19 protein-coding genes and 1 tRNA gene are annotated in these 18467 nt (G+C 46.1%); 13 read left to right on the top strand and 7 right to left on the bottom strand.

The features are described 5' to 3' along the window. Window positions 1–127 precede the first annotated feature (127 nt). From yedE to WF803_RS07345, 3 genes are all read right to left on the bottom strand, one after another. Complete coding sequence (yedE, locus tag WF803_RS07355) at window positions 128–1231, bottom strand: YedE family putative selenium transporter (protein WP_489610855.1); 1104 nt, start codon at window positions 1229–1231, stop codon at window positions 128–130. 118 nt (window positions 1232–1349) lie between these two features. After that, complete coding sequence (locus tag WF803_RS07350; RefSeq protein ID WP_489610854.1) at window positions 1350–2576, bottom strand: carboxylate--amine ligase; 1227 nt, start codon at window positions 2574–2576, stop codon at window positions 1350–1352. Window positions 2577–2613: 37 nt separating this feature from the next. Beyond that, a complete protein-coding gene (locus tag WF803_RS07345; protein WP_489610853.1) occupies window positions 2614–3120 on the bottom strand; it encodes an HAD family hydrolase in 507 nt (168 codons plus the stop codon). 125 nt (window positions 3121–3245) lie between these two features. On the opposite strand from WF803_RS07345, the gene dsdA reads away from it, so the two are divergent. Beyond that, window positions 3246–4514 carry a D-serine ammonia-lyase gene (gene dsdA, locus WF803_RS07340; RefSeq protein ID WP_489610852.1) on the top strand — a complete coding sequence of 423 codons (1269 nt, stop codon included), beginning with the start codon at window positions 3246–3248 and terminating at the stop codon, window positions 4512–4514. Window positions 4515–4541: 27 nt separating this feature from the next. After that, complete coding sequence (locus WF803_RS07335; RefSeq protein WP_489610851.1) at window positions 4542–5645, top strand: alpha/beta fold hydrolase; 1104 nt, start codon at window positions 4542–4544, stop codon at window positions 5643–5645. Window positions 5646–5698: 53 nt separating this feature from the next. On the opposite strand, the gene pepF is transcribed toward WF803_RS07335, so the two are convergent. Beyond that, complete coding sequence (gene pepF, locus WF803_RS07330; RefSeq protein ID WP_489610850.1) at window positions 5699–7480, bottom strand: oligoendopeptidase F; 1782 nt, start codon at window positions 7478–7480, stop codon at window positions 5699–5701. Between the two features lie 237 nt (window positions 7481–7717). On the opposite strand from pepF, the gene thiT reads away from it, so the two are divergent. From thiT to WF803_RS07315, 3 genes are all read left to right on the top strand, one after another. Further along, window positions 7718–8284, top strand: coding sequence for an energy-coupled thiamine transporter ThiT (thiT, locus tag WF803_RS07325; protein ID WP_489610849.1), 567 nt, complete (start codon window positions 7718–7720; stop codon window positions 8282–8284). Between the two features lie 2 nt (window positions 8285–8286). Further along, window positions 8287–9021, top strand: a complete 735-nt coding sequence (locus WF803_RS07320) for a TatD family hydrolase (protein ID WP_489610848.1) — start codon at window positions 8287–8289, stop codon at window positions 9019–9021. Window positions 9022–9091: 70 nt separating this feature from the next. Further along, window positions 9092–10429 carry a hemolysin family protein gene (locus WF803_RS07315; RefSeq protein WP_489610847.1) on the top strand — a complete coding sequence of 446 codons (1338 nt, stop codon included), beginning with the start codon at window positions 9092–9094 and terminating at the stop codon, window positions 10427–10429. A gap of 92 nt (window positions 10430–10521) precedes the next feature. Here WF803_RS07315 and WF803_RS07310 read toward each other — a convergent pair whose 3' ends face one another. Continuing rightward, the gene (locus tag WF803_RS07310) at window positions 10522–11103 is read right to left on the bottom strand and encodes a HutD family protein (RefSeq protein WP_489610846.1); all 582 of its coding nucleotides are present in this window, start codon (window positions 11101–11103) and stop codon (window positions 10522–10524) included. Window positions 11104–11350: 247 nt separating this feature from the next. On the opposite strand from WF803_RS07310, the gene rny reads away from it, so the two are divergent. From rny to WF803_RS07270, 8 genes are all read left to right on the top strand, one after another. Next, the gene (gene rny / locus WF803_RS07305; RefSeq protein WP_489610845.1) at window positions 11351–12922 is read left to right on the top strand and encodes a ribonuclease Y; all 1572 of its coding nucleotides are present in this window, start codon (window positions 11351–11353) and stop codon (window positions 12920–12922) included. A 77-nt stretch (window positions 12923–12999) separates the two neighbouring features. Further along, window positions 13000–13088 (top strand) — tRNA-Ser (locus WF803_RS07300). Between the two features lie 428 nt (window positions 13089–13516). Next, entirely contained in the window at window positions 13517–13861 is a 345-nt protein-coding gene (locus WF803_RS07295) for a helix-turn-helix domain-containing protein (RefSeq protein ID WP_489610844.1), read from the top strand. After that, window positions 13852–14061: a S24 family peptidase gene (locus WF803_RS07290; protein ID WP_489611912.1), complete on the top strand. Its 210-nt coding sequence runs from the start codon at window positions 13852–13854 to the stop codon at window positions 14059–14061. Before WF803_RS07295 ends, WF803_RS07290 begins: the two co-directional genes overlap by 10 nt. A 239-nt stretch (window positions 14062–14300) precedes the next feature. Further along, complete coding sequence (locus WF803_RS07285) at window positions 14301–14513, top strand: hypothetical protein (protein WP_489610843.1); 213 nt, start codon at window positions 14301–14303, stop codon at window positions 14511–14513. Window positions 14514–14587: 74 nt separating this feature from the next. Continuing rightward, window positions 14588–14665, top strand: coding sequence for an Ltp family lipoprotein (locus WF803_RS07280; RefSeq protein WP_489611911.1), 78 nt, complete (start codon window positions 14588–14590; stop codon window positions 14663–14665). A 78-nt stretch (window positions 14666–14743) separates the two neighbouring features. Further along, on the top strand, window positions 14744–14842 hold the full coding sequence (locus WF803_RS07275) for an Ltp family lipoprotein (RefSeq protein ID WP_489610842.1): 99 nt from the start codon (window positions 14744–14746) through the stop codon (window positions 14840–14842). Window positions 14843–15510: 668 nt separating this feature from the next. Next, the gene (locus WF803_RS07270) at window positions 15511–15702 is read left to right on the top strand and encodes a hypothetical protein (protein ID WP_489610841.1); all 192 of its coding nucleotides are present in this window, start codon (window positions 15511–15513) and stop codon (window positions 15700–15702) included. A 330-nt stretch (window positions 15703–16032) separates the two neighbouring features. Here the strand turns inward: WF803_RS07270 and recA are convergent, their stop codons facing one another. Then, window positions 16033–17124, bottom strand: a complete 1092-nt coding sequence (recA, locus tag WF803_RS07265) for a recombinase RecA (protein WP_489610840.1) — start codon at window positions 17122–17124, stop codon at window positions 16033–16035. Window positions 17125–17218: 94 nt separating this feature from the next. Continuing rightward, window positions 17219–18457 carry a CinA family nicotinamide mononucleotide deamidase-related protein gene (locus tag WF803_RS07260; RefSeq protein ID WP_489610839.1) on the bottom strand — a complete coding sequence of 413 codons (1239 nt, stop codon included), beginning with the start codon at window positions 18455–18457 and terminating at the stop codon, window positions 17219–17221. Window positions 18458–18467: the final 10 nt, after the last annotated feature.

Below are 18467 nucleotides of genomic sequence, written 5' to 3'. Positions count from 1 at the left end.
ATTATAGCAAAGCTTTGTTTTTTTAAAAATGATAAGCTCACCTATTGGAGTGCACCTCTTCTAAGAGAGCCCCTGAGTCCATCAAAAAAGCCGCAGCCCAAGCTACGGCTAAAGGAAGACTTTAAAACTAAGCGACATTATTTTTTCGACCGGAGAAGTAATAACCTAAGCCCACAAGGAGCAGAATAGAAACAAGGACAAAAACCTTCCCTGCAAGGGCGGGACCACCCGGCGAGGCCGCTTCCGTCGCCGTTTTGAGACTAGCCGCTTGAGAGGCCAGGCCAAGATTGTGGGCCAAAGCCGCACCAATCATCATACCGATCGTTGTCATGAGCCCATCGCCTGACCCACTGCCTGCTAGAACGACTTGGCGTACAGGGCAGCCCGAGAACAAGACCCCGGCGAGGCCTACGGCAAACATCGATAAAACGTTCCAGAGATTTTGAGCATGGGCAATGGGGCCAAAGCTAGCCAGATGGAAGTCACCCGACACAAGGTTATAAATGAGTAAAACCACAAACATGCCAAAAATAGGCATGGCTAATTTGAAATCCTTCATAAGGAGAATATTTCGCGTCGCCCCCGAGAAGCAAAGCCGTGTTCGGTGGGCAATGACGCCAAACAGGGCCCCCACCACCAAGGAGAGCCAAATATTGGCATGCATGCTCCCGGGACCTTTTTCACTGAAGTGGAAAAATTGCGGGGCCACCAGGAAAAGAATAAAGAGAAGCACCATAATAAGCGGTAAAATCGAACCATTAAGCGGTGCAGTGGGCGCTGCTTTCGGCAAATTGAAGCCTCGTTTGAGGAAAAGCACACCCAAGTAAACCCCCGCCACAAAGCCGACCAGGCCAAATACGGCACTCAAATCCCCTGCCGATAAGCGGATCAGCATCCGCAAGGTGCAGCCCAAGAAAACAAGGGCATTCACCATTAAAATGACGCCGCCTAAAAACCTTAAACCAGGATTACTGCTACTGGTGACCTCAAAACGCTTAGTGAACAAGGCGCTTAGAAAAGCCCCACCCATAATGCCCACAATTTCTGGACGGAAATATTGGACGGGGGGTGCTTGATGGAAGCCTAAAGACCCCATAATATCACGAATAAAACAAGCGGTACAAAGCGCCATATTACCTGGGTTACCAAAATAAGCCAAAGTTGCCATGCCCAAGCCAAGAATCGCCCCCAAGACTAGCAGCACGCCTTTTGAGTCTAACTTTTTGACCATTTGTTCTGCTCCTTTACTAAAATTTTTAAAAAAAGTAATCTACACTTATAATTATATAGCAAAAGCGCTTAGAAAGATAGTTTTGGCCAAGAAAAAAAGCGGCCATTGCCGCTTAAAATTAATGTGCCTGCCCGTGACGGAATTTGCGATAGTAATTCATCGCGCGGAGAGCTAAGTAAAGACGCCGTTCTAGGGGTAAATCGGCTTTGGAAAGCATCGGATTCCCCCACTTGCCCGCTTTCTTTAAGGCCATAGCTTCTTCTCTAAGGGCAGGATCGGTCACATGCCGTTGAATAATGCCCATGGGGACATAAGTGGAAAGGAAGGGACCTTTCATAAATTTTGTTTCCTGCACTGGAGGAGCCTCATTAAGCAAGTCATCAATCAAGGTTTTGGCAATACTGCCACCTAATTGATCAATGTAGTAGCCTGATCGTCCGACTCGCATGTTGACTTCAAAAATCTTATACTCACCGGTCCGTGGGTCTTTTTTCAGATCCACATCCGCATAGCCATGGTAGCCAATTTCCTGGAAGAAACCTTTGACTTTTTCCATCATTTCAGGCTCATAGCGAACAATTTGTGCTGCTATATTGCCAACTGCCGTAGCTTGCGGTTCTGAAAGGAGAACTTGAGAGAAAGTGATAAAGGTCATTTCCCCCGCCTGATTGGTATAGCAGTGCATATCGTAATTATAATGATCATCACCTGGTATATACTCCTGAAGAATTAACGTGCCCCGATAACCTGCCTCGCGAATTTTATGATCAATGGCTTCAAGAGCTTCTTGGGAATGAACAAAGTAAACCTTCTCCTTACCAGGAAAGGAAGTTTTATTATAGCTAATCGCATCGGAAGGTTTCACAATCAAAGGAAAACCAATAGCCGAAACATCTAAAGCCTCGCCCGCTTCGGTAATTTTTGTTTTGGGAATCGGCCAATCATGTTCCTTAGCAAAATGAAAGAAGTCTTCTTTTAACATAAAGGTATCCAGGTGCTTTGCATCAGGCACATGAAAAAGGTAGTCCTTTGCTAAGGTTTCTGCATTTTCAATCGTCAAGCGGACATAATGGTCATAAGTCGGAATTAAGATGAGTGGCGTATGGGGATATTTCGCCCGCAAGCGTTTAGCTTTCGCCTGAAGCAGGGAAACAAAAATTTCTGTTTCCTGCAAATCCCCTTCACTATATTCGATATCTTCCACAAACGTGGAGGTACTACTTAGAGCCATTTTGATTTTACCAACGAGATAGCTTTTGATTCCATATGCTTCATAAACAGAGCGGCTCCAAAAATAACCAAAAGCATCTGTCCCGATAATCACCGGTATAAATTTCTTTTGCAATATTCTCCCTCATTTCTATCCATTAGCTTCATATTACCTACCCGCGCAAGCCGGCCCGTAAGCGCTCCGGTTTTAAAAATAAGTCCAGAGCCTCTGTGGGGGAATGCACCACCAAGTCAGAAGCCAATAGCAAAGGCCCGTGTGCCCCTTCACTTCCTAAAATACTAATGCTAAGCTGGGCTGCTGCTAGCATGGGGATATCATTTCTCCCATTGCCTAAAGCAGCACAATTCTTGGGGCCCAACTTTTGAAGAATTTTTTCTTTTTCCGGAGCAGCAGCCCCACGGGGAAAAGTATGCAGCTTAACTGGTAAATCAGCTAACTCTAATTTAGCGGTCCCGTGAGTATCGGCAGTGGCCACAATAATCTGTAGCTGCTCGCTCAAGCGATTTAACTGCTGGCGGACGACGGCAGATAATTTCCCATCGCAAGCTAAGGTACCATTATAATCACAAACCAAGTAAGAGAGGTCGAGGGCTTCGTAGCCCGGAATATTAATATGCATGGTGATCTCCTTTCCCTGATCAATATAAGTATAGTTCATTTACTGTTTTTTTTCAGCCCCCACTTGCACGTTTCTCAAATTTTAAAATTTCAAGCAGGAAGAAAGTGACAGCTGAAGGAAAGCTTGCTAGAATGAAGGTCAAAGCAGTCAGGAGGACAAGGTAAATGAAAAATGATCAAGCAAGCAAAACGACTTTAAGCCAGCTTATAAATCAGCAGCCCCTTTTTTGGGCCAACCCCAACGTTAACCAACCTTATGATAAACCCTTTCAACAGCCTGATATCGATGCTGCAAAGAGGCGGCTAGAGCGTTTCGCCCCTTACCTGGCCAAGGTCTTCCCAGAAACCAAAAAGCACCAGGGTTTGATCGAGTCCCCCCTACGAGCCCTCAATGGTCTAAAAAAAGCGCTCGATCATAAAATTCCCGGTCGCCTCTACCTGAAATGCGACCATGTCCTCCCGATTTCTGGCTCCATTAAAGCCCGCGGCGGCATCTATGAGGTCCTAACACTAGCCGAGGAAGCCGCCCTCCAAGCTGGCCTATTAGAGCTTACGGACGATTACCAGTGCTTAACCGAAGACAAATTTAAAAACTTTTTCCAGCAATTCCACATTGTGGCCGGCTCAACCGGCAATCTGGGCCTCTCCATTGGCATCATGAGTGCTAAACTTGGCTTTCGCGTCACCGTGCATATGTCGTCGGACGCGAAGGCTTGGAAAAAAGACAAATTACGCGCTCTCGGAGTAGAAGTGATTGAGCACTCCAATGATTATGAAGGGGCAGTGGCCCAAGGACGGGCGGAAGCGGCCCAAGAAAAACGTTGTTTTTTCATTGATGATGAAAAATCGGAAACCCTCTTTTTAGGCTATGCCGTGGCCGCCCAGCGCCTAGCTCGGCAATTAGAGCGTGAAAGAATTCCCGTTGATGGCAAGCATCCTCTCCATGTTTACCTACCTTGTGGTGTCGGCGGTGGCCCGGGTGGCGTCACTTACGGCCTCAAGCAAATTTATGGGCCCCATGTCCACTGCTATTTCGTCGAGCCCACTGCTGCTCCTTGTTTCGTCATGGGCTTGGCCTCAGGAAAATTCGCTCATATTGCTTGCCATGACCTGGGCTTAAATACAGAAACGATCTGCGATGGCCTAGCCGTGGGACGGGCTAGTGCGCTCGTGAGCCCCTTAATGGCCTATGATTTATCGGGCTGCTTCACCGTGAAGGACACCACCGCCCGCTACTGGCAGCAAAAACTCTACCAGAGCGAAGGCATTTATGTTGAGCCTTCAGCGGCCACCAGCCTTGCCCCCTTAAACTGGGCCAAATCCTTAGCCTTTATGAAAGATCCCCAAGCCACTCATATTGCTTGGTCAACCGGTGGAGACATGGTGCCTGAAAAAAATCGCCAAGAAGACCTGGCTTGGCCCCTAGACGATTAAAAACATTAAAAGTAGAAAGAATACAAAATGAAAGCAAAAATTAAAAAATTGAGTGTTGCCGCCTTAGCCCTCATTTATGGGGCTTTTAGACTTCAGCAAGGGCGCCAGCGCAAGCGACTCCAAAAAACAGCACAAGTGGGGATAAGCGAGACTTGCGAATTGCTGTTAAATGGGCGTCCGCAAGTCATTCATTTGCGGGGAAAAAATCCCCGCCACCCCCTCGTTCTCTGGCTGCACGGGGGCCCCGGTATGCCGGCTCCCAGCCTCACTTACCGTTACGAGGAAATTTTAGATCGTGAATTTACTTTCTGCTATTGGGAGCAAGCAGGGAGTGGGGCCAGTTATTTTTTGTCCTCTAGCAAACCGCCCCAGCTCTCTTTCGCCCAAAGCTTACAGGATCTCGATAGTTTAGTGCACTACCTGCAGGCCCGTTTTAAGCAAGAAAAAATTATCCTGGTCGGCCATTCTTTTGGCTCCCTATTAGGAGCACTTTACAGCCAGCAACACCCAGAGAATTTATTGACTTACATCGGTGTGAGCCAAATCACAGATATGATTTATAGCAAATATTTAATTTTACGGATGGCCCAGGAGGAAGCCGAAAAGCGCCAAGATCAAAAAGGCCTCGCCCACCTCAGCTTTGTCCGCAAGAAAGTGGAACGGGCACTCATCACCCGCTTGGTGAAAGCCGAATACTATCTTAAGGCTGAAGAATTGGCGGGGCATTACTTAACCTCTCTCACCCTATGGAATAAGGCCTGTACAACCTGGCACTTCCTCACTTCCCCGCAATTGGACTGGACTAATTGGGCTTGGCTGGCTTTCTTAGTCATGCACAGCAAGCAATTTGTGAAAATGCAAGGCCCTCTCATGGAAGAAGCCCATCGTTTAGCCCTCAAAACCCCCGCCACCTATGACATCCCTGTTTACTTCATTTCCAGTTTAGGAGACTGGAATGCCCCCTATCAGCAAGTGCAAGCCTACCTAGAAGATATAGAAGCCCCCTACTATCAATTCACTCTTCTGCCGGGGCGCAGCCATAGTCCTTTTTTGGATGAGCCCCATTTTTTTGCCGCTTTCTTTCGAGCTTGGCACCAAAAACTTAATACTTTAGGTTTATTGTCAAAATAAAGAACCACAGGCCACTTAAAATCAGCGAGTCTGTGGTTTTTTACTGTTATTTCTTAAGCTTCTAATTGCTGGACCAAGTGATCCACGTAGGCTATGGTGTCCAATAGTGGTTTTTCAGTAGTAATATCCACATCCACTTGAGAAGCAAACTCTACGGGAGACACCTGGCCACCAGCCTGGAGGACAGCGAGCCATTTCTCAGCATATTTTTTCGGTTCCTGCAGCATTTTTAAGCCCACTTGGGTCCCGATGGTTAAGCCTGCAGAATAAGTATAGGAGTAAAGGCCCATGTAATAATGAGGCTGGCGCATCCAAGTCAACTCGGCACCCGGCGTAATATTTAAGGCGTCTCCCCAGAATTTTTCTAAGGTTTCTCGCATCAAACGATCTAAATCATTCGCATCTAAGTGTTTTTTATCATCCACCAGTTGGTATACTTCCCGTTGGAAATAAGCTTCCAGCAAGTGCGTGACCATATTGTGGAAGTAAGTACGCGAGACAAACTCAGCGATTAGGGCTTGGCGTTCTCTCGGCGACTCGATTTCTTCCAATAAATGCTGGCACATGATCACTTCATTAGCCGTTGAGGGGGCTTCAATGCAATACAAACTCACCTCAGGCACGAGAATCGCATTGTGGGCATTACTCCGTTGAAAATGACCCGCATGGCCTAACTCATGGGCTAAAACTAATAACTCATTCATTAAACCGGTCCAAGACAGCAAAATATAACTAGGCCCATCATAAACCGTGGCACAGAAGCCACCAGTACTCTTACCTAAATTAATAGGAAAATCAATCCACCGCTCCTTAAAAGCCTGTTCAATCATCTGCACATAGTCCTCGCCAAAAATTTGGAAGGCTGCTTTCAGCTGTTCTTGAGCCTGGGGAATCGAGACTTTTTGATCAGGTTTAAAGAGCGGCATTTTAATATCTTGAATGGTCATTTCACTTAGGCCATATTGCTTTTGAATGAGACCAGCATAGCGACGCATGACCGGGGCCAACTTTTTCATCAAAATATCCAACTGCCGGCCCATAAAATCACGTTCTACTTGCTGGTCAAAAAGCAAGTAATCGATAACCGACGTGAAACCGCGTAGGCTGGCCATCTTCTTCTCCAGACGAACTTGGTCAATATATTGCTGGGCTGTGGTATGCCGGTATTTTTTTAAGACCTCATGAAAGCCTTTAAAGGCGGTCCGCCGCACGCCGGTATCTGGAGACATTTCATAAGCATTCTCAAATAAGACATAAGAATTGGGATACGTCTGCCCATCCACAGTAAAATCAGGGAAAGTCATATCCTTGAATTTCGTCGCCCGATAAGCTGGATAATGGCTGTAGAGCTGCTCGTGGAGAGCGGCCAATAGGGCCTCTTGCTCTTCGGATAAGCGGTGGGGTTTGGCTCGCTGCAATTCTTTTAAATACAGAGCGCTATCCGGATAGGCCTCGCCAACCGCTTCTAAGGTCTTTTCCTCACAACGTAATAATTCATTGGGTAAAAACGCCAACTCTGCCCCGGCTTCAGCCAAAATAGGTCTAATAAAACTTAGTAATTCATTGGCTTGTTCATTTAAAGCATCCACTTCCGTTTGAAAGGAAGCATAGGCTCCTAATTTATCCTGCTGCCGTAAAATCACTTGGTAAGCCTTTAAGGCTTCAATAATTTGTGCTTCGCTGGTTAAGTGGCCCTGGTAGGTCGCTACAAAAGCCTCCACCGCTTCTAAAAAATCTTGGCCGGCCTGCTTAAAAGCCTCGTCGTGGGGATATAAATGGCTTAAATCCCAGGTTAAGTTAACCGGTACCTCGTCTCGCTTCGGTAATTCATGCATCTTCCCGGCTCCTCTCTACATTTTGTTACCGCTATTATAGCACAAAGAAGAAGAAGCAAGGGCCTACATTTGCAATTTATTTCCTCAAATTCTAAGCGCGTGTTATGATGAGAGTATTAGCAAAGGGGGGTGCTTAGTGGCTGAGAAAACCCTTGGAACCTGAACCTATTAAGACAGGCGGAGGGCTTGCTCATCTCTGGCATGGCCTTTGTGAATTTTTTAGAATGGAGCGGTGACATGTCACGAGACAATCGTTTGTATATTTTAGTTGAAGGTGGAATAGTTGCGGTACTGGCTGCCCTGCTATCCTATGCCACCATTACCATCGGTGGCACCATGGCCTTAGTTTTTGGCGGCCTCCCCCTCACTATTTTTGCTTTGAGACGGGGCTTGAAACCAGCCCTTGCCGCCGGCCTGCTCTGGGGGCTCTTGCAATGGGTATTAGGCAATGCCATTATTTTATCCTTGGTCCAATTTATCGTGGAGTACCCGATCGCCTTTGCCTTTAATGGCTTAGCTGGACTAGCCTTCATCCCCTTCCAAAAGGCCCTACGCCAAGGTCATAATGGGACGGCGCACGGCTGGCTATGGGGCGCAGCTTTTATTGGGACCTTTGCTCGCTATGTTTGGCACTTCCTTGGGGGCATGTGGTTTTGGAGTTCCAATTTACCCGCTGGTATTTCGGCGGCCTGGTTCTCCTTCGTCCCTAATTTCCTATCCATCCCCTTAACCGCCATCCCCATCGCGATTGTTTTGTCCGTGATTTATAGCTTAAATAAAAAGCTCTACCTTCCAAAACGCTAGCCATGACTCATTATATTAATGCCCACGATCACCTCTTCCACTATCAGGATCAGGCTAGGGCCCTAGCAGATATTAAAGAACACCAAATTAAAACTTCCTTTGTCACGGAAAATGAAGCTGAGTTTTGGTCCCTGCACACGATCTGCCAAGACCAGCCCCTACTCAAAGCAGGCTATGGCCTGCACCCTTGGCAGGTCCGGTCCACCTCTAGCCACCATTTATCAGCAAAAGCTTTAGAAGCTTGTGACTTTATTGGGGAAATTGGCTTAGACACGGTCTGGGCCCCCGAAGAAGCGTATTTTTCTGACCAGCAACGTATTTTCCAAGCCTTCTTAAAAGCAGCCCAAGCTTATGGAAAGCTTGCCTCCATCCACACAAAAGGCGCAGAAAAAGAAGTTTTAGCAGCCTTAGAAAATTTTCCCCAAGCCGGGCACATGATTCACTGGTATAGTGGGCCTTTGGACTTAGTGCCAAAATACCTTGCACTGGGCTGCTACTTTACCCTTTCGGTAGATCTACCCCTCAAAAAGCACGCACAAGAACTCGCTCGGCTCTTGCCTTTAGACCGGATTCTCACCGAAACGGACGGCCCCACCGCGCTGGCCTGGCTCACCGGCAAGGACTCCTGGCCCCATGACGTCATTTTCCTAGTGAAAAAGCTAGCCCAAATCAAAAACTTAACGCCTGGGCAAATGCAGGGCATTATTGCGGCAAATTATGCCCGGCTTTTTCCCTAAAATTCATTGCATTTTGGGCTTTTAGCCCTTATATTTATAAGTAAATATTTTTCATAAAGGAGCGTAAGCGATGGACCTTCCCGACTCGTTTTGGGTCACCTGCCTCAGCTTAATCATTTTATTATTTATTCACGGCCTCTTTGCGGCGAGTGAGATAGCCTTTGTATCCTTAAATCAAGAACGGATGGAGCAGCTGGCTGAACGGGGCAACCGCCGCGCCCGAAGAGTCCTCCGCCTCCGCCAAGATGCAGAAAGCTTGCTGACAACGATCCAAGTCGTCATTACGCTCGCTGGCTTTTTAGCGAGTGCCCTCGGTGCCGCCCGCCTGCTGCCCTGGCTTTTGCCAGTCGTACCAGCTTTTCCTGGGAAAAAGCCCGTTATTTTTATTGTAGTTACCGTAATTTTAGCCTATTTAACCCTTGTTTTTGGCGAATTTTTCCCCAAATCGCTCGCCCAGCAGCGGCCCGAAAAAACCGCCATGGCCACAAGTGGCTTAGTCTTATTAACTAAACACCTTTTTACCCCTTTTAATGGGCTTTTAGCTTTGACGACGCGGCTTTTGGAGCGGCTCACGCCAGTCGATTTTAAGGAAAAAACCCGCAAATTTACACGCGAGGAAATGAGTGCCATCATCCGTGAGAGCCGGCAGGAAGGCTCGATTGATTTAGATGAGTATTCTATGCTCCAAGGGGTGCTCTCCTTGGATGATGTGATGGGACGTGAAGTCATGGTCCCCCGCATTGATGCGGTGATGATTGATGTGAATGATGATTACAATACAATCATGGATGAACTGTTGACCACGACGTATTCCCGGATTCCCCTCTATGAGGACGACAAGGACAATGTAATTGGCATTCTCCATATTAAGCAATTACTCGCCGGCGCACGCGAACATCACTTTCAAGGCATTGATCTTAAAGCCTTGGCCTCGCCGCCGCTCTTTGTCCCCTCCACGATTTACATTGATGACTTACTCATTGAATTTCGCCGGGAACAGCAGCATATGGCGATTTTAAAGGATGAATACGGCGGAGTGGAAGGCTTAGTCACGATGGAAGATGTTTTAGAGGAAATTGTTGGTGAGATCGATGACGAATCCGATCTGACGCCTTCCGAAGAAATCGTTCAAATCGCTCCCGACCACTACCGTTTGAATGGCTTATTGAGTATTGATAAATTTAACGATATCTTCAACCAGCACATTGAAGCCGAAGATGTGGACACCATGGCTGGCTTAATTATCTATCAAATCGGCTACATGCCGGCGGATGGTGAGGAAATTAGCCTGCGAGCGAATGACTGGGTCCTAAAAACATCAGAAATTGATAAAGGCCGCATCCGGGAAATCGACCTTTTCAAAGACCCCCAGCAAGAAATGCGAGAGCCCATTATGACCTCGCCTTAAAGCCTGAGATAGAAGAACACTCCCCAGCTAATGAGGAGGAATAAAAAACACCAGTGAATTCCATTTTTAACTAGGAGTTCACTGGTGCTTTTTTAAGCGAGCCAAGCATAGACAGCCTGGGTGTCCCCTTGCCCGGTAATTGTCAAGTCCACCTCTTGGCCTTTAGCCAGCCAAAGGGTGGAAAAAGCGTCTAATTTAATGTCCTTAGCCTCCCCATTATGTTGGATGGCCACGGTCAAGGGCTTATAAGCAAAGAGCAAGGCCTCTTGATCCGCGACTTTAGTGGTCTCATGCTGGGCTAAGATGGGACGCATGGCGGCCTCTAAATTTTCCTCATAAATCAAATTAAAATCCCGGCAGCGGCCCACACTTTTTGTCTCCCAAGCTCCTAGGAACCAGTGGGCTTGAAATTCACCCAAATGTAATTGGTCGACCTGCCCATCATGCTCATGCGTGAGATCCAGCTCCCCTTCTAAGGGCAGCAACCAACGTTTAAAGCCCGGTAGAGGGGTGAAGGTTGATTCTTCTAATTCGACGGTGGCCGAGCTCAAGCGGTAAGTAAATTGGCGCTCGCCGTAGTCCCCGTCTGCTGGTTGGATGACTAGTTGCATGGTTTCGCCACCACTCCAGGCTGACACCTGGGCTTCCTGCTTAGTATAAATTCGATATTTCATAGAACTCCTCCTCAAAACAACGTGTCCCAAGCTGGCTTTTTATATTCTTATGATAGCATAGGAAGGCCTCATGAAGGCGTTTAATGCTCAAGGGGCCGCTGTTATATGTTTTTTTATCCATATGAAAAAACAGTGATTCGTTGACATTCCGCAGACAAAAAGCTACAATATTATTGGATGCAGTCATTGCATTTCTTCTTTAATTAAAAATTGAAGACTCACAATTAAATAGATACGGAGGTGAATTATGAACATCTTAATGATCTCCTTCGTTATCGTTGCTTTAATTGTTGGGCTACTAGTCGGTTTTCTTTTTGGTGACCGGCGCCGCTATGAGCAAATGATGCAGGAATTGAACAACGCTAAGCGTTCTGCCAAAGACATCATCCAGCAAGCGGAGTCGGAAGCCAATACAAAACGTAAAGAAATTATCATCGAAGCGAAGGAAAAAGCGCAAAATTATCGCAGTCAAGTGGATGAAGAATTGAAAACAAGTCGATTAGAAATTCGTAGCAAGGAAGATCGGCTTGATGTCAGAGAAGAAACGCTTGATCGGCGCGAAAATTCGCTAACTGCCAAAGAAAATCATCTGGATGGCAAGGAAGAAGCCCTGGAGGCTCGTGAAAAAGCCATTCAAGAAGAAGAGGCAAAAGCTCAGGAATTACTTACCGCCCGCCAGGAAGAAATTAATCGGATTTCTGGCTTGTCGACGGAAGAAGCCAAAGCTTTACTCCTCGAAGAAACAGAAAAAGAATTAACCCAAGATATCGCCATTAAGATGCGTGATGTGGAACGTGACTTTGAAGAACGGGCCGATAAGCTCGCCAAGTCGATTATTCTACAAGCGATCGAAGCAAGTGGCGCGGATACGATTTCCGAAGCAGCCGTGACGGTGGTCCACCTTCCTAATGATGACATGAAAGGTCGTGTAATCGGTAAGGAAGGCCGGAACATTAAAACTCTAGAGGCGCTCACGGGAATTGATCTGATCGTCGATGATACCCCTGAAGCAGTGGTCTTATCTGGTTTTGATCCAGTCCGCCGCGAAATTGCTAAAATTGCCCTCGAAGCCTTAGTGGCTGATGGCCGGATCCATCCGGCGCGTATTGAAGAAGCCGTGGATAAGGCCCGTAAGGATATGGATAAACGTATTCGTTCCATTGGTGAGGAAGTCACCTTTGAATTAGGGATCCATGACCTACATCCAGATCTCATTAAGTTGCTAGGACGACTCAATTACCGTTCAAGTTACGGGCAAAATGTTTTAGGCCATAGCGTTGAAGTCGCAAAATTGACGGGAAAACTCGCCGGTGAACTCGGCCTTGACCAGCAAATTGCGAAACGCGCAGGCTTACTGCATGACATTGGTAAGGCGATTGACCGGGAAATTGAAGGGACCCACGTGGAAATTGGCGCTGAATTAGCGGAACGCTATGACGAGCCTGAGATCGTAGTTAATGCGATTGCCAGTCACCACGGTGATGTGGAGGCAACCAGCCCGATCGCTGTACTGGTCCAAACGGCGGATGCCCTATCAGCGGCCCGCCCCGGAGCACGGAGCGAATCCTTGGAAAATTACATTCAACGTTTACGCAGCCTCGAAGCTATTGCGAAAGGCTTCCATGGCGTCTCAAAATCTTATGCCATTCAAGCAGGACGAGAAATTCGTGTCATTGTTGAACCTGATATTGTTGACGACTTGCGTGCAGTGAAGTTGTCACATGATCTTTCTAAACGTATTGAAAAAGACCTCGACTACCCAGGCCAAATTAAGGTAACGGTAATCCGAGAAAAACGAGCGATTAATTACGCTCGGTAAGCAAAAAAGCTGGGTAACCAGCTTTTTTCCTTGCCTTTTTTCCTCGTCTGGGTTATAGTAATAATTGTTATTTTTATGGAGAAGTAGCGAAGTGGTCATAACGCGATTGACTCGAAATCAATTTGTCGATTTTTTCGGCACGAGGGTTCGAATCCCTTCTTCTCCTTACTACCTAAAAAATTTCGAAATAATATCAATCATTTCTAATACAAACAAAATGATCAGCATGATATTAATTGATTTATTCTTATTATTCATGATATACTTAGTACAAGTAAGAAAGAGGTCAGTCTGTTTGACCGACCTCATGATTTTTTAACTCAGCTTGAGTATGACATCGACTAGTTTACTAATTATGCCTAGTAGACCGGCAATTATTGCAAGTAGCGCCGTTATGATGTCTTACTCAAGCTTTTTGTTTTCCTTCTTTTTCTTACTCATACCTTGCCTCCTTTCACTTTTTTTCTTATCTCACCCCCTTGACTATATATTATCTCATAACGAGATGTTTGTTAGTGCTTTTCTATCGCTTTTTGAGATTATTTTATTGCATGCAGATAATTTTATATCTATACTAGAAGAAAGAGGTGACTAGTGAATATTTTAGGTCATATTATTAGGGAAATTAGAAAGTCAAAAAGAATGACTCAAAAGGATTTGGCTAAGTTAACTGGTTTTAAGCAAAATACAGTTTCAAATCACGAGTCTGGTAAAAGATCATTAGATGAAGAGGATATCCTTAAATACGCTCGTGCTCTGAATATTCATCCACAAGATTTATTTAACAAGTATAGAGGCGAAAAAAAGCCCCCTGCTATTTTATCTACCTACTCCCAACTCACCCCACCCCGCCAACACAAGGTCTACACCTTCGCTTCTAAGCAGCTAGACGAGCAAAATGCTTCCTTAGAGCCCCGTCATACTACACCATCGTCCTAAGTGGTGCAGTTTACGCTGGTGACGGGGAGTATCTCCAAGACGAACAGCAAGAAGAGGTCACCATCACCAGTAAACCACCCCACCACAACTTCGCCGTCAAGGTCAACGGCCGGTCCATGGAGCCACTCTTTCAAGACCAGGAAATTATTTTTGTTGAAAAAGAAAAAAAGCCCTCGTGTAGGGCAAGTGGTGATTGCTAGTATCGATAGCGAAGCGTACGTAAGAAGCTAGCAGAAGATCGCTTGATCAGCTTAAACCCCTCCTATGAAGACGTCAGGATCATGAGGGTTGTCATACTATGATAAGACAAAGCAGCTTGCTGCGCATTCAGTGGACGGCTATAGTGCTAGGGCGATCTAGAATAAGGGAACCCTCAAGAAGATATAAAGCAAAAAACATCTAACTTTTAACTCGAGTGAAATATTGATAAGGAGAAACTATGGCAATACAATACTATGACAAAGATGGAAACGTTGTAAAAAAGCGTGGCGGTTGCTTGAAATGGGGTCTTATCGCATTAGCTGTACTTTTCATCCTAGGTATTATCGGCAGCCTAGGCAGTAACGATGAGAAGAGTAATAAAAACGAAACTAAAGTTGAGCAAACCGCCCCCGAAGAAAGTAAAAAAGAAGAAAAGGAAAAGAGCCAATAAAAAACGAAGATAACAATAATATATCTATAGAGTACAAAAACGCTTTGAAAAAAGCCGAATCTTATTCTAACATTATGCATATGTCCAGAAAAGGAATTTATGATCAATTAACTTCAGAATATGGTGAGAAGTTCCCTCGAGAAGCGGCTTAATATGCCTTAGACAACCTAAAAGTTGATTACAAAAAGAATGCTTCAGAAAAAGCTAAAAGTTATCAGGAAACCATGTCTATGTCCGCAAATGCGATCTATGACCAGTTAGTTTCTGAGCACGGTGAAGGCTTTACGTCTGAGGAAGCGCAATACGCGGTAGATAATTTAGCGCAATAAAAATAGGGCTTGCTAAGCAAGCCTCTTTTTGTTGGACGTCAGGCTTCCACCCCCACCACCAGTGGTATAGACACAACAACGCAAGTATACCATAAATTTTGCGGCAAACCCTTGTAAACGGCGTTAAATCAACAACAATTAATCCGTCTTCTTCCTTACCGTATAGAAAAAATTGCCCCGTGTTTTTTCGAAATAAAATATTTTTATTGTTTTCGGCCGCTTTTCGTGCGGTTTCAGTACCATAGCGCTTTCCGTCGATTAATTTAGCATTTATTTTCCCTTTCCTATTATATGCTGGCTTTATTTTAGCATGACGATATAAATATACAAATATTTTGGGGAAAAGCCTCGATTGCTACCGTTTAATGTAGTATCCTATAGATAGTAAAGGAGGTGAGGAAGTGTTAGATAAGTAAATAATTGCTTTGATAGCTTCATTGCTTGCCGGCGTTGGCGCAGCACTAACAGGTGTAGCTAATATGATCAAAGTAATAAAAAAAGACCACGACTCGAACAAAGAGAAGTAGTCTTGTAAGCTAGGGAGGGCGCATCCTCCCTTAGCTTGATATTATCTAACATTTCAAAAATATGCAAGTAATATTGCTTTTACTATTCACGTTTGCTTGTTTTTTAATCGCTAATCATTACTTTAACAAGGAGGATTAGCCGTGGCTGACATTGAAATAATCAAAAAGCTTTTAGAAAAAGTTACAGGTTACCGTATTTGGAAGGATACTGGTATTCCCCAAACAACAATTAGTCGGTGGACCACTGGAAAAACGCCCTTAGAAAATATGTCGCTAAGGCACGCCATCATCTTGACTAAGTATGCCAGAGATAAAGGAATAGAAAATCAGTAAGACAAAATAAAAAACCCTCCAAACACTAAGCTCGGAGGGGTTGAATAAGGCACGTACACTATAAAAAACGTACACTTTAAGCTATTTATTTATTTTTGTGACTTTGTAAATGTTTCCATCAATTTCTCCTTACTTTTACCTGTAAATCAGCTGTTTTAAGCAAATGCCAAGGCCTTGGTTGCCTTGGTTTTTTATTGGGATAGGGTAATGGCGCCCACCCCCTAACCGTTCAGCCACGCAAAAGATCGCAAAATTTTTCAGAAACAAGCAAATACGGCACAAAAAAAGCCATACGGAGGGGGTTTTTAATCCTTCGTATGGCTTTTATGTTTACTTCTCTTCGTCTTTAGCCTTTTCTTCCTGATTGCCTTCCTTATCCGCTTCGTCCAAGGCTTTTAATTCCTCCGGACTCAATTTACCGTGCGGGCCAAAGCCATAATGGCGGCGCACCGCTTGGTCGACCGCTTCATAGATATCGGGATTTTCAAGAAGGAAGGTTTTCGCATTTTCGCGCCCTTGCCCAATCCGATCATCCCCATAGCTATACCAAGAACCACTCTTTTGAATGATGTCTAAATCAGAGGCTAAATCAACTAATTCACCCGCTTGGGAAATTCCTTGGCCGTACATAATATCAACTTCGGCCAGACGGAAAGGTGGCGCCACCTTATTTTTAACAATTTTAATTTTCGTACGATTCCCAACGGTTTCGCCGGCATTCTTCAATTGTTCACCACGGCGAACTTCCAGACGAATCGTGGAATAGAATTTCAAGGCCCGCCCGCCTGGTGTTGTTTCAGGGTTCCCAAACATCACGCCGACTTTTTCGCGAATTTGGTTGATAAAGACGGCAATCGTTTTGGTTTTATTGATCGAACCGGATAATTTACGCAGAGCTTGGGACATCAAACGTGCCTGCAAGCCCACGTGGGAATCGCCCATTTCGCCTTCAATTTCAGCCCGTGGGACTAAGGCTGCTACGGAGTCGATGACAACCATATCGATAGCCCCCGATGAAATTAAGGCATCAGCGATCTCTAGGCCTTGCTCACCGGTATCCGGTTGGGATAGGAGGAGTTCATCCACATCAACACCTAAATTTTTCGCATATTCCGGATCCAAGGCGTTCTCGGCGTCAATAAAAGCCGCGATCCCACCTTGTTTTTGCACCTCGGCAACGGCATGCAAGGCCACCGTCGTTTTCCCGGAAGATTCCGGCCCATAAACTTCAATAATGCGGCCCCGGGGATACCCACCGACTCCCAGCGCAATATCAAGGGTTAAAGAGCCCGAAGGAACCGCAGAAACCCGTTGGTCGGTCGTTTCTCCCATGCGCATGACAGCACCTTTGCCGTAGTTTCTTTCAATTTTTTTCAACGCTTCATCAAGCGCTTTTTTTCGATTTTCATCTTGCTTTGCCATATGTCTCTTTCTCTCCTCTCAGCGATCAAGAACTTCTCTACCAGTTTAAACAGAAAAACCAGGAATTACAAGAAAAACGAACTGATGTTTGCCCTTAGCGTGCCTGCTTTAGGAGCTGCCATAGGCGGTAGTAGCCTTCATTAACTGCTTGGCGGCGAATGCCTTGCCGGTCGCCCGAAAAATGATAGGAAAAAGCTTCGGTGCCCGTGGGCTGGCTGAGCCCTATCCAAACTGTGCCCACTGCCTGCCCTTCCATTTGCCCCGGGCCAGCGACTCCCGTAAAACTCAAGGCATAAGTACTGCCTAAGGCCTGGCGGATCCCCTGGGCCATTTTTTTAGCACAAAAAGCACTCACCATGCCCTCTTCGTCTAAGGCTGCAGGGGAAATATGAAGCATTTGACTTTTAGCAGCGGCCGTATAGGTCACTGCACTACCAAGAAAGGCCTCAGAGGCATGCGGTATTTGGACCAAGTTCGCGGCGGCTAAGCCTCCCGTCAAGCTCTCCGCCAGACTAAGCGTTGCATCCTGAGAGCGAAGTTTTGACAGTAGGGCTTCTGCCAAGTTCAAAGCCTGGCCTTCACCCAAGTAATAAGGGGCGAAGGCCTGAGCAATCAGCGCTTGATCAGAGGCTAGTTGCTTCGCATTTTCTTGGGCAGAGCCTTGCTTAGTGCGCAGGCGAACTTGCTTGTGATCGGCTTTGGCATAAATGGCCCATCGGCTAGCAGGCAAGGCCAAGGCCTGCAGGCGTTCACTTAAGCGCGCCTCACTCAGGCCGTAGAAATTAAGGAAGGCCGAGGCTTCCTTTTCAGGTAGAAGGCCAGCGGCTTGCCAGAGCGGTAAAACTTCCTCAGTAAACATCGTCCGACATTCCCTAGGCACGCCAGGGAGCACCACGTAAGTGATGCCCTGGTGTTCAAACAAAGAGCCCCAAGCCATGCCTTTTTTATTCTTGAGGGGCTGGGCACCTGGAAATTGCCAGGCCATCCGCCGGTCCCCGGCACTTAAAGCAGAAACTGAGCAATTCTTAGCCTGGGCAATTTGCTGGAGGTTTTTCTCGTCCACTTCTAAATTCATAGCCAAGCATTTCGCCAAGGCGGGCTTGGTCAAATCATCCTGGGTGGGGCCAATGCCTCCTGTTAAAATAATGATATCGTGATTTGCTTGTGCCGCTTCTACGGCAGCTTGAATATCGGCCTCCTCATCGTCTACCGTCAGCATACTAGTGACTTGTAGCCCCTGGGCCTGTAATTCTTGGGCGAGAGCGGGAGCGGTGGTATTTGTTATTTCGCCGCGCAGTAATTCCAAGCCAACACTAATGATTTGAACCCTCATTTTGACCTCC

Source organism: Aerococcus sp. BD502, from assembly GCF_057919555.1.
This window is presented reverse-complemented; position numbering and strand designations above follow the sequence as displayed.

Bases quoted from the DNA above. Each gene is read 5' to 3' on its own strand.
- yedE (WP_489610855.1), bottom strand. From the start codon at position 1,231: ATGGTCAAAAAGTTAGACTCAAAAGGCGTGCTGCTAGTCTTGGGGGCG.
- WF803_RS07345 (WP_489610853.1), bottom strand. From the start codon at position 3,120: ATGAACTATACTTATATTGATCAGGGAAAGGAGATCACCATGCATATT.
- dsdA (WP_489610852.1), top strand. From the start codon at position 3,246: ATGAAAAATGATCAAGCAAGCAAAACGACTTTAAGCCAGCTTATAAAT.
- WF803_RS07335 (WP_489610851.1), top strand. From the start codon at position 4,542: ATGAAAGCAAAAATTAAAAAATTGAGTGTTGCCGCCTTAGCCCTCATT.
- pepF (WP_489610850.1), bottom strand. From the start codon at position 7,480: ATGCATGAATTACCGAAGCGAGACGAGGTACCGGTTAACTTAACCTGG.
- thiT (WP_489610849.1), top strand. From the start codon at position 7,718: ATGTCACGAGACAATCGTTTGTATATTTTAGTTGAAGGTGGAATAGTT.
- WF803_RS07320 (WP_489610848.1), top strand. From the start codon at position 8,287: ATGACTCATTATATTAATGCCCACGATCACCTCTTCCACTATCAGGAT.
- WF803_RS07315 (WP_489610847.1), top strand. From the start codon at position 9,092: ATGGACCTTCCCGACTCGTTTTGGGTCACCTGCCTCAGCTTAATCATT.
- WF803_RS07310 (WP_489610846.1), bottom strand. From the start codon at position 11,103: ATGAAATATCGAATTTATACTAAGCAGGAAGCCCAGGTGTCAGCCTGG.
- rny (WP_489610845.1), top strand. From the start codon at position 11,351: ATGAACATCTTAATGATCTCCTTCGTTATCGTTGCTTTAATTGTTGGG.
- WF803_RS07285 (WP_489610843.1), top strand. From the start codon at position 14,301: ATGGCAATACAATACTATGACAAAGATGGAAACGTTGTAAAAAAGCGT.
- WF803_RS07280 (WP_489611911.1), top strand. From the start codon at position 14,588: ATGCATATGTCCAGAAAAGGAATTTATGATCAATTAACTTCAGAATAT.
- WF803_RS07275 (WP_489610842.1), top strand. From the start codon at position 14,744: ATGTCCGCAAATGCGATCTATGACCAGTTAGTTTCTGAGCACGGTGAA.
- recA (WP_489610840.1), bottom strand. From the start codon at position 17,124: ATGGCAAAGCAAGATGAAAATCGAAAAAAAGCGCTTGATGAAGCGTTG.
- WF803_RS07260 (WP_489610839.1), bottom strand. From the start codon at position 18,457: ATGAGGGTTCAAATCATTAGTGTTGGCTTGGAATTACTGCGCGGCGAA.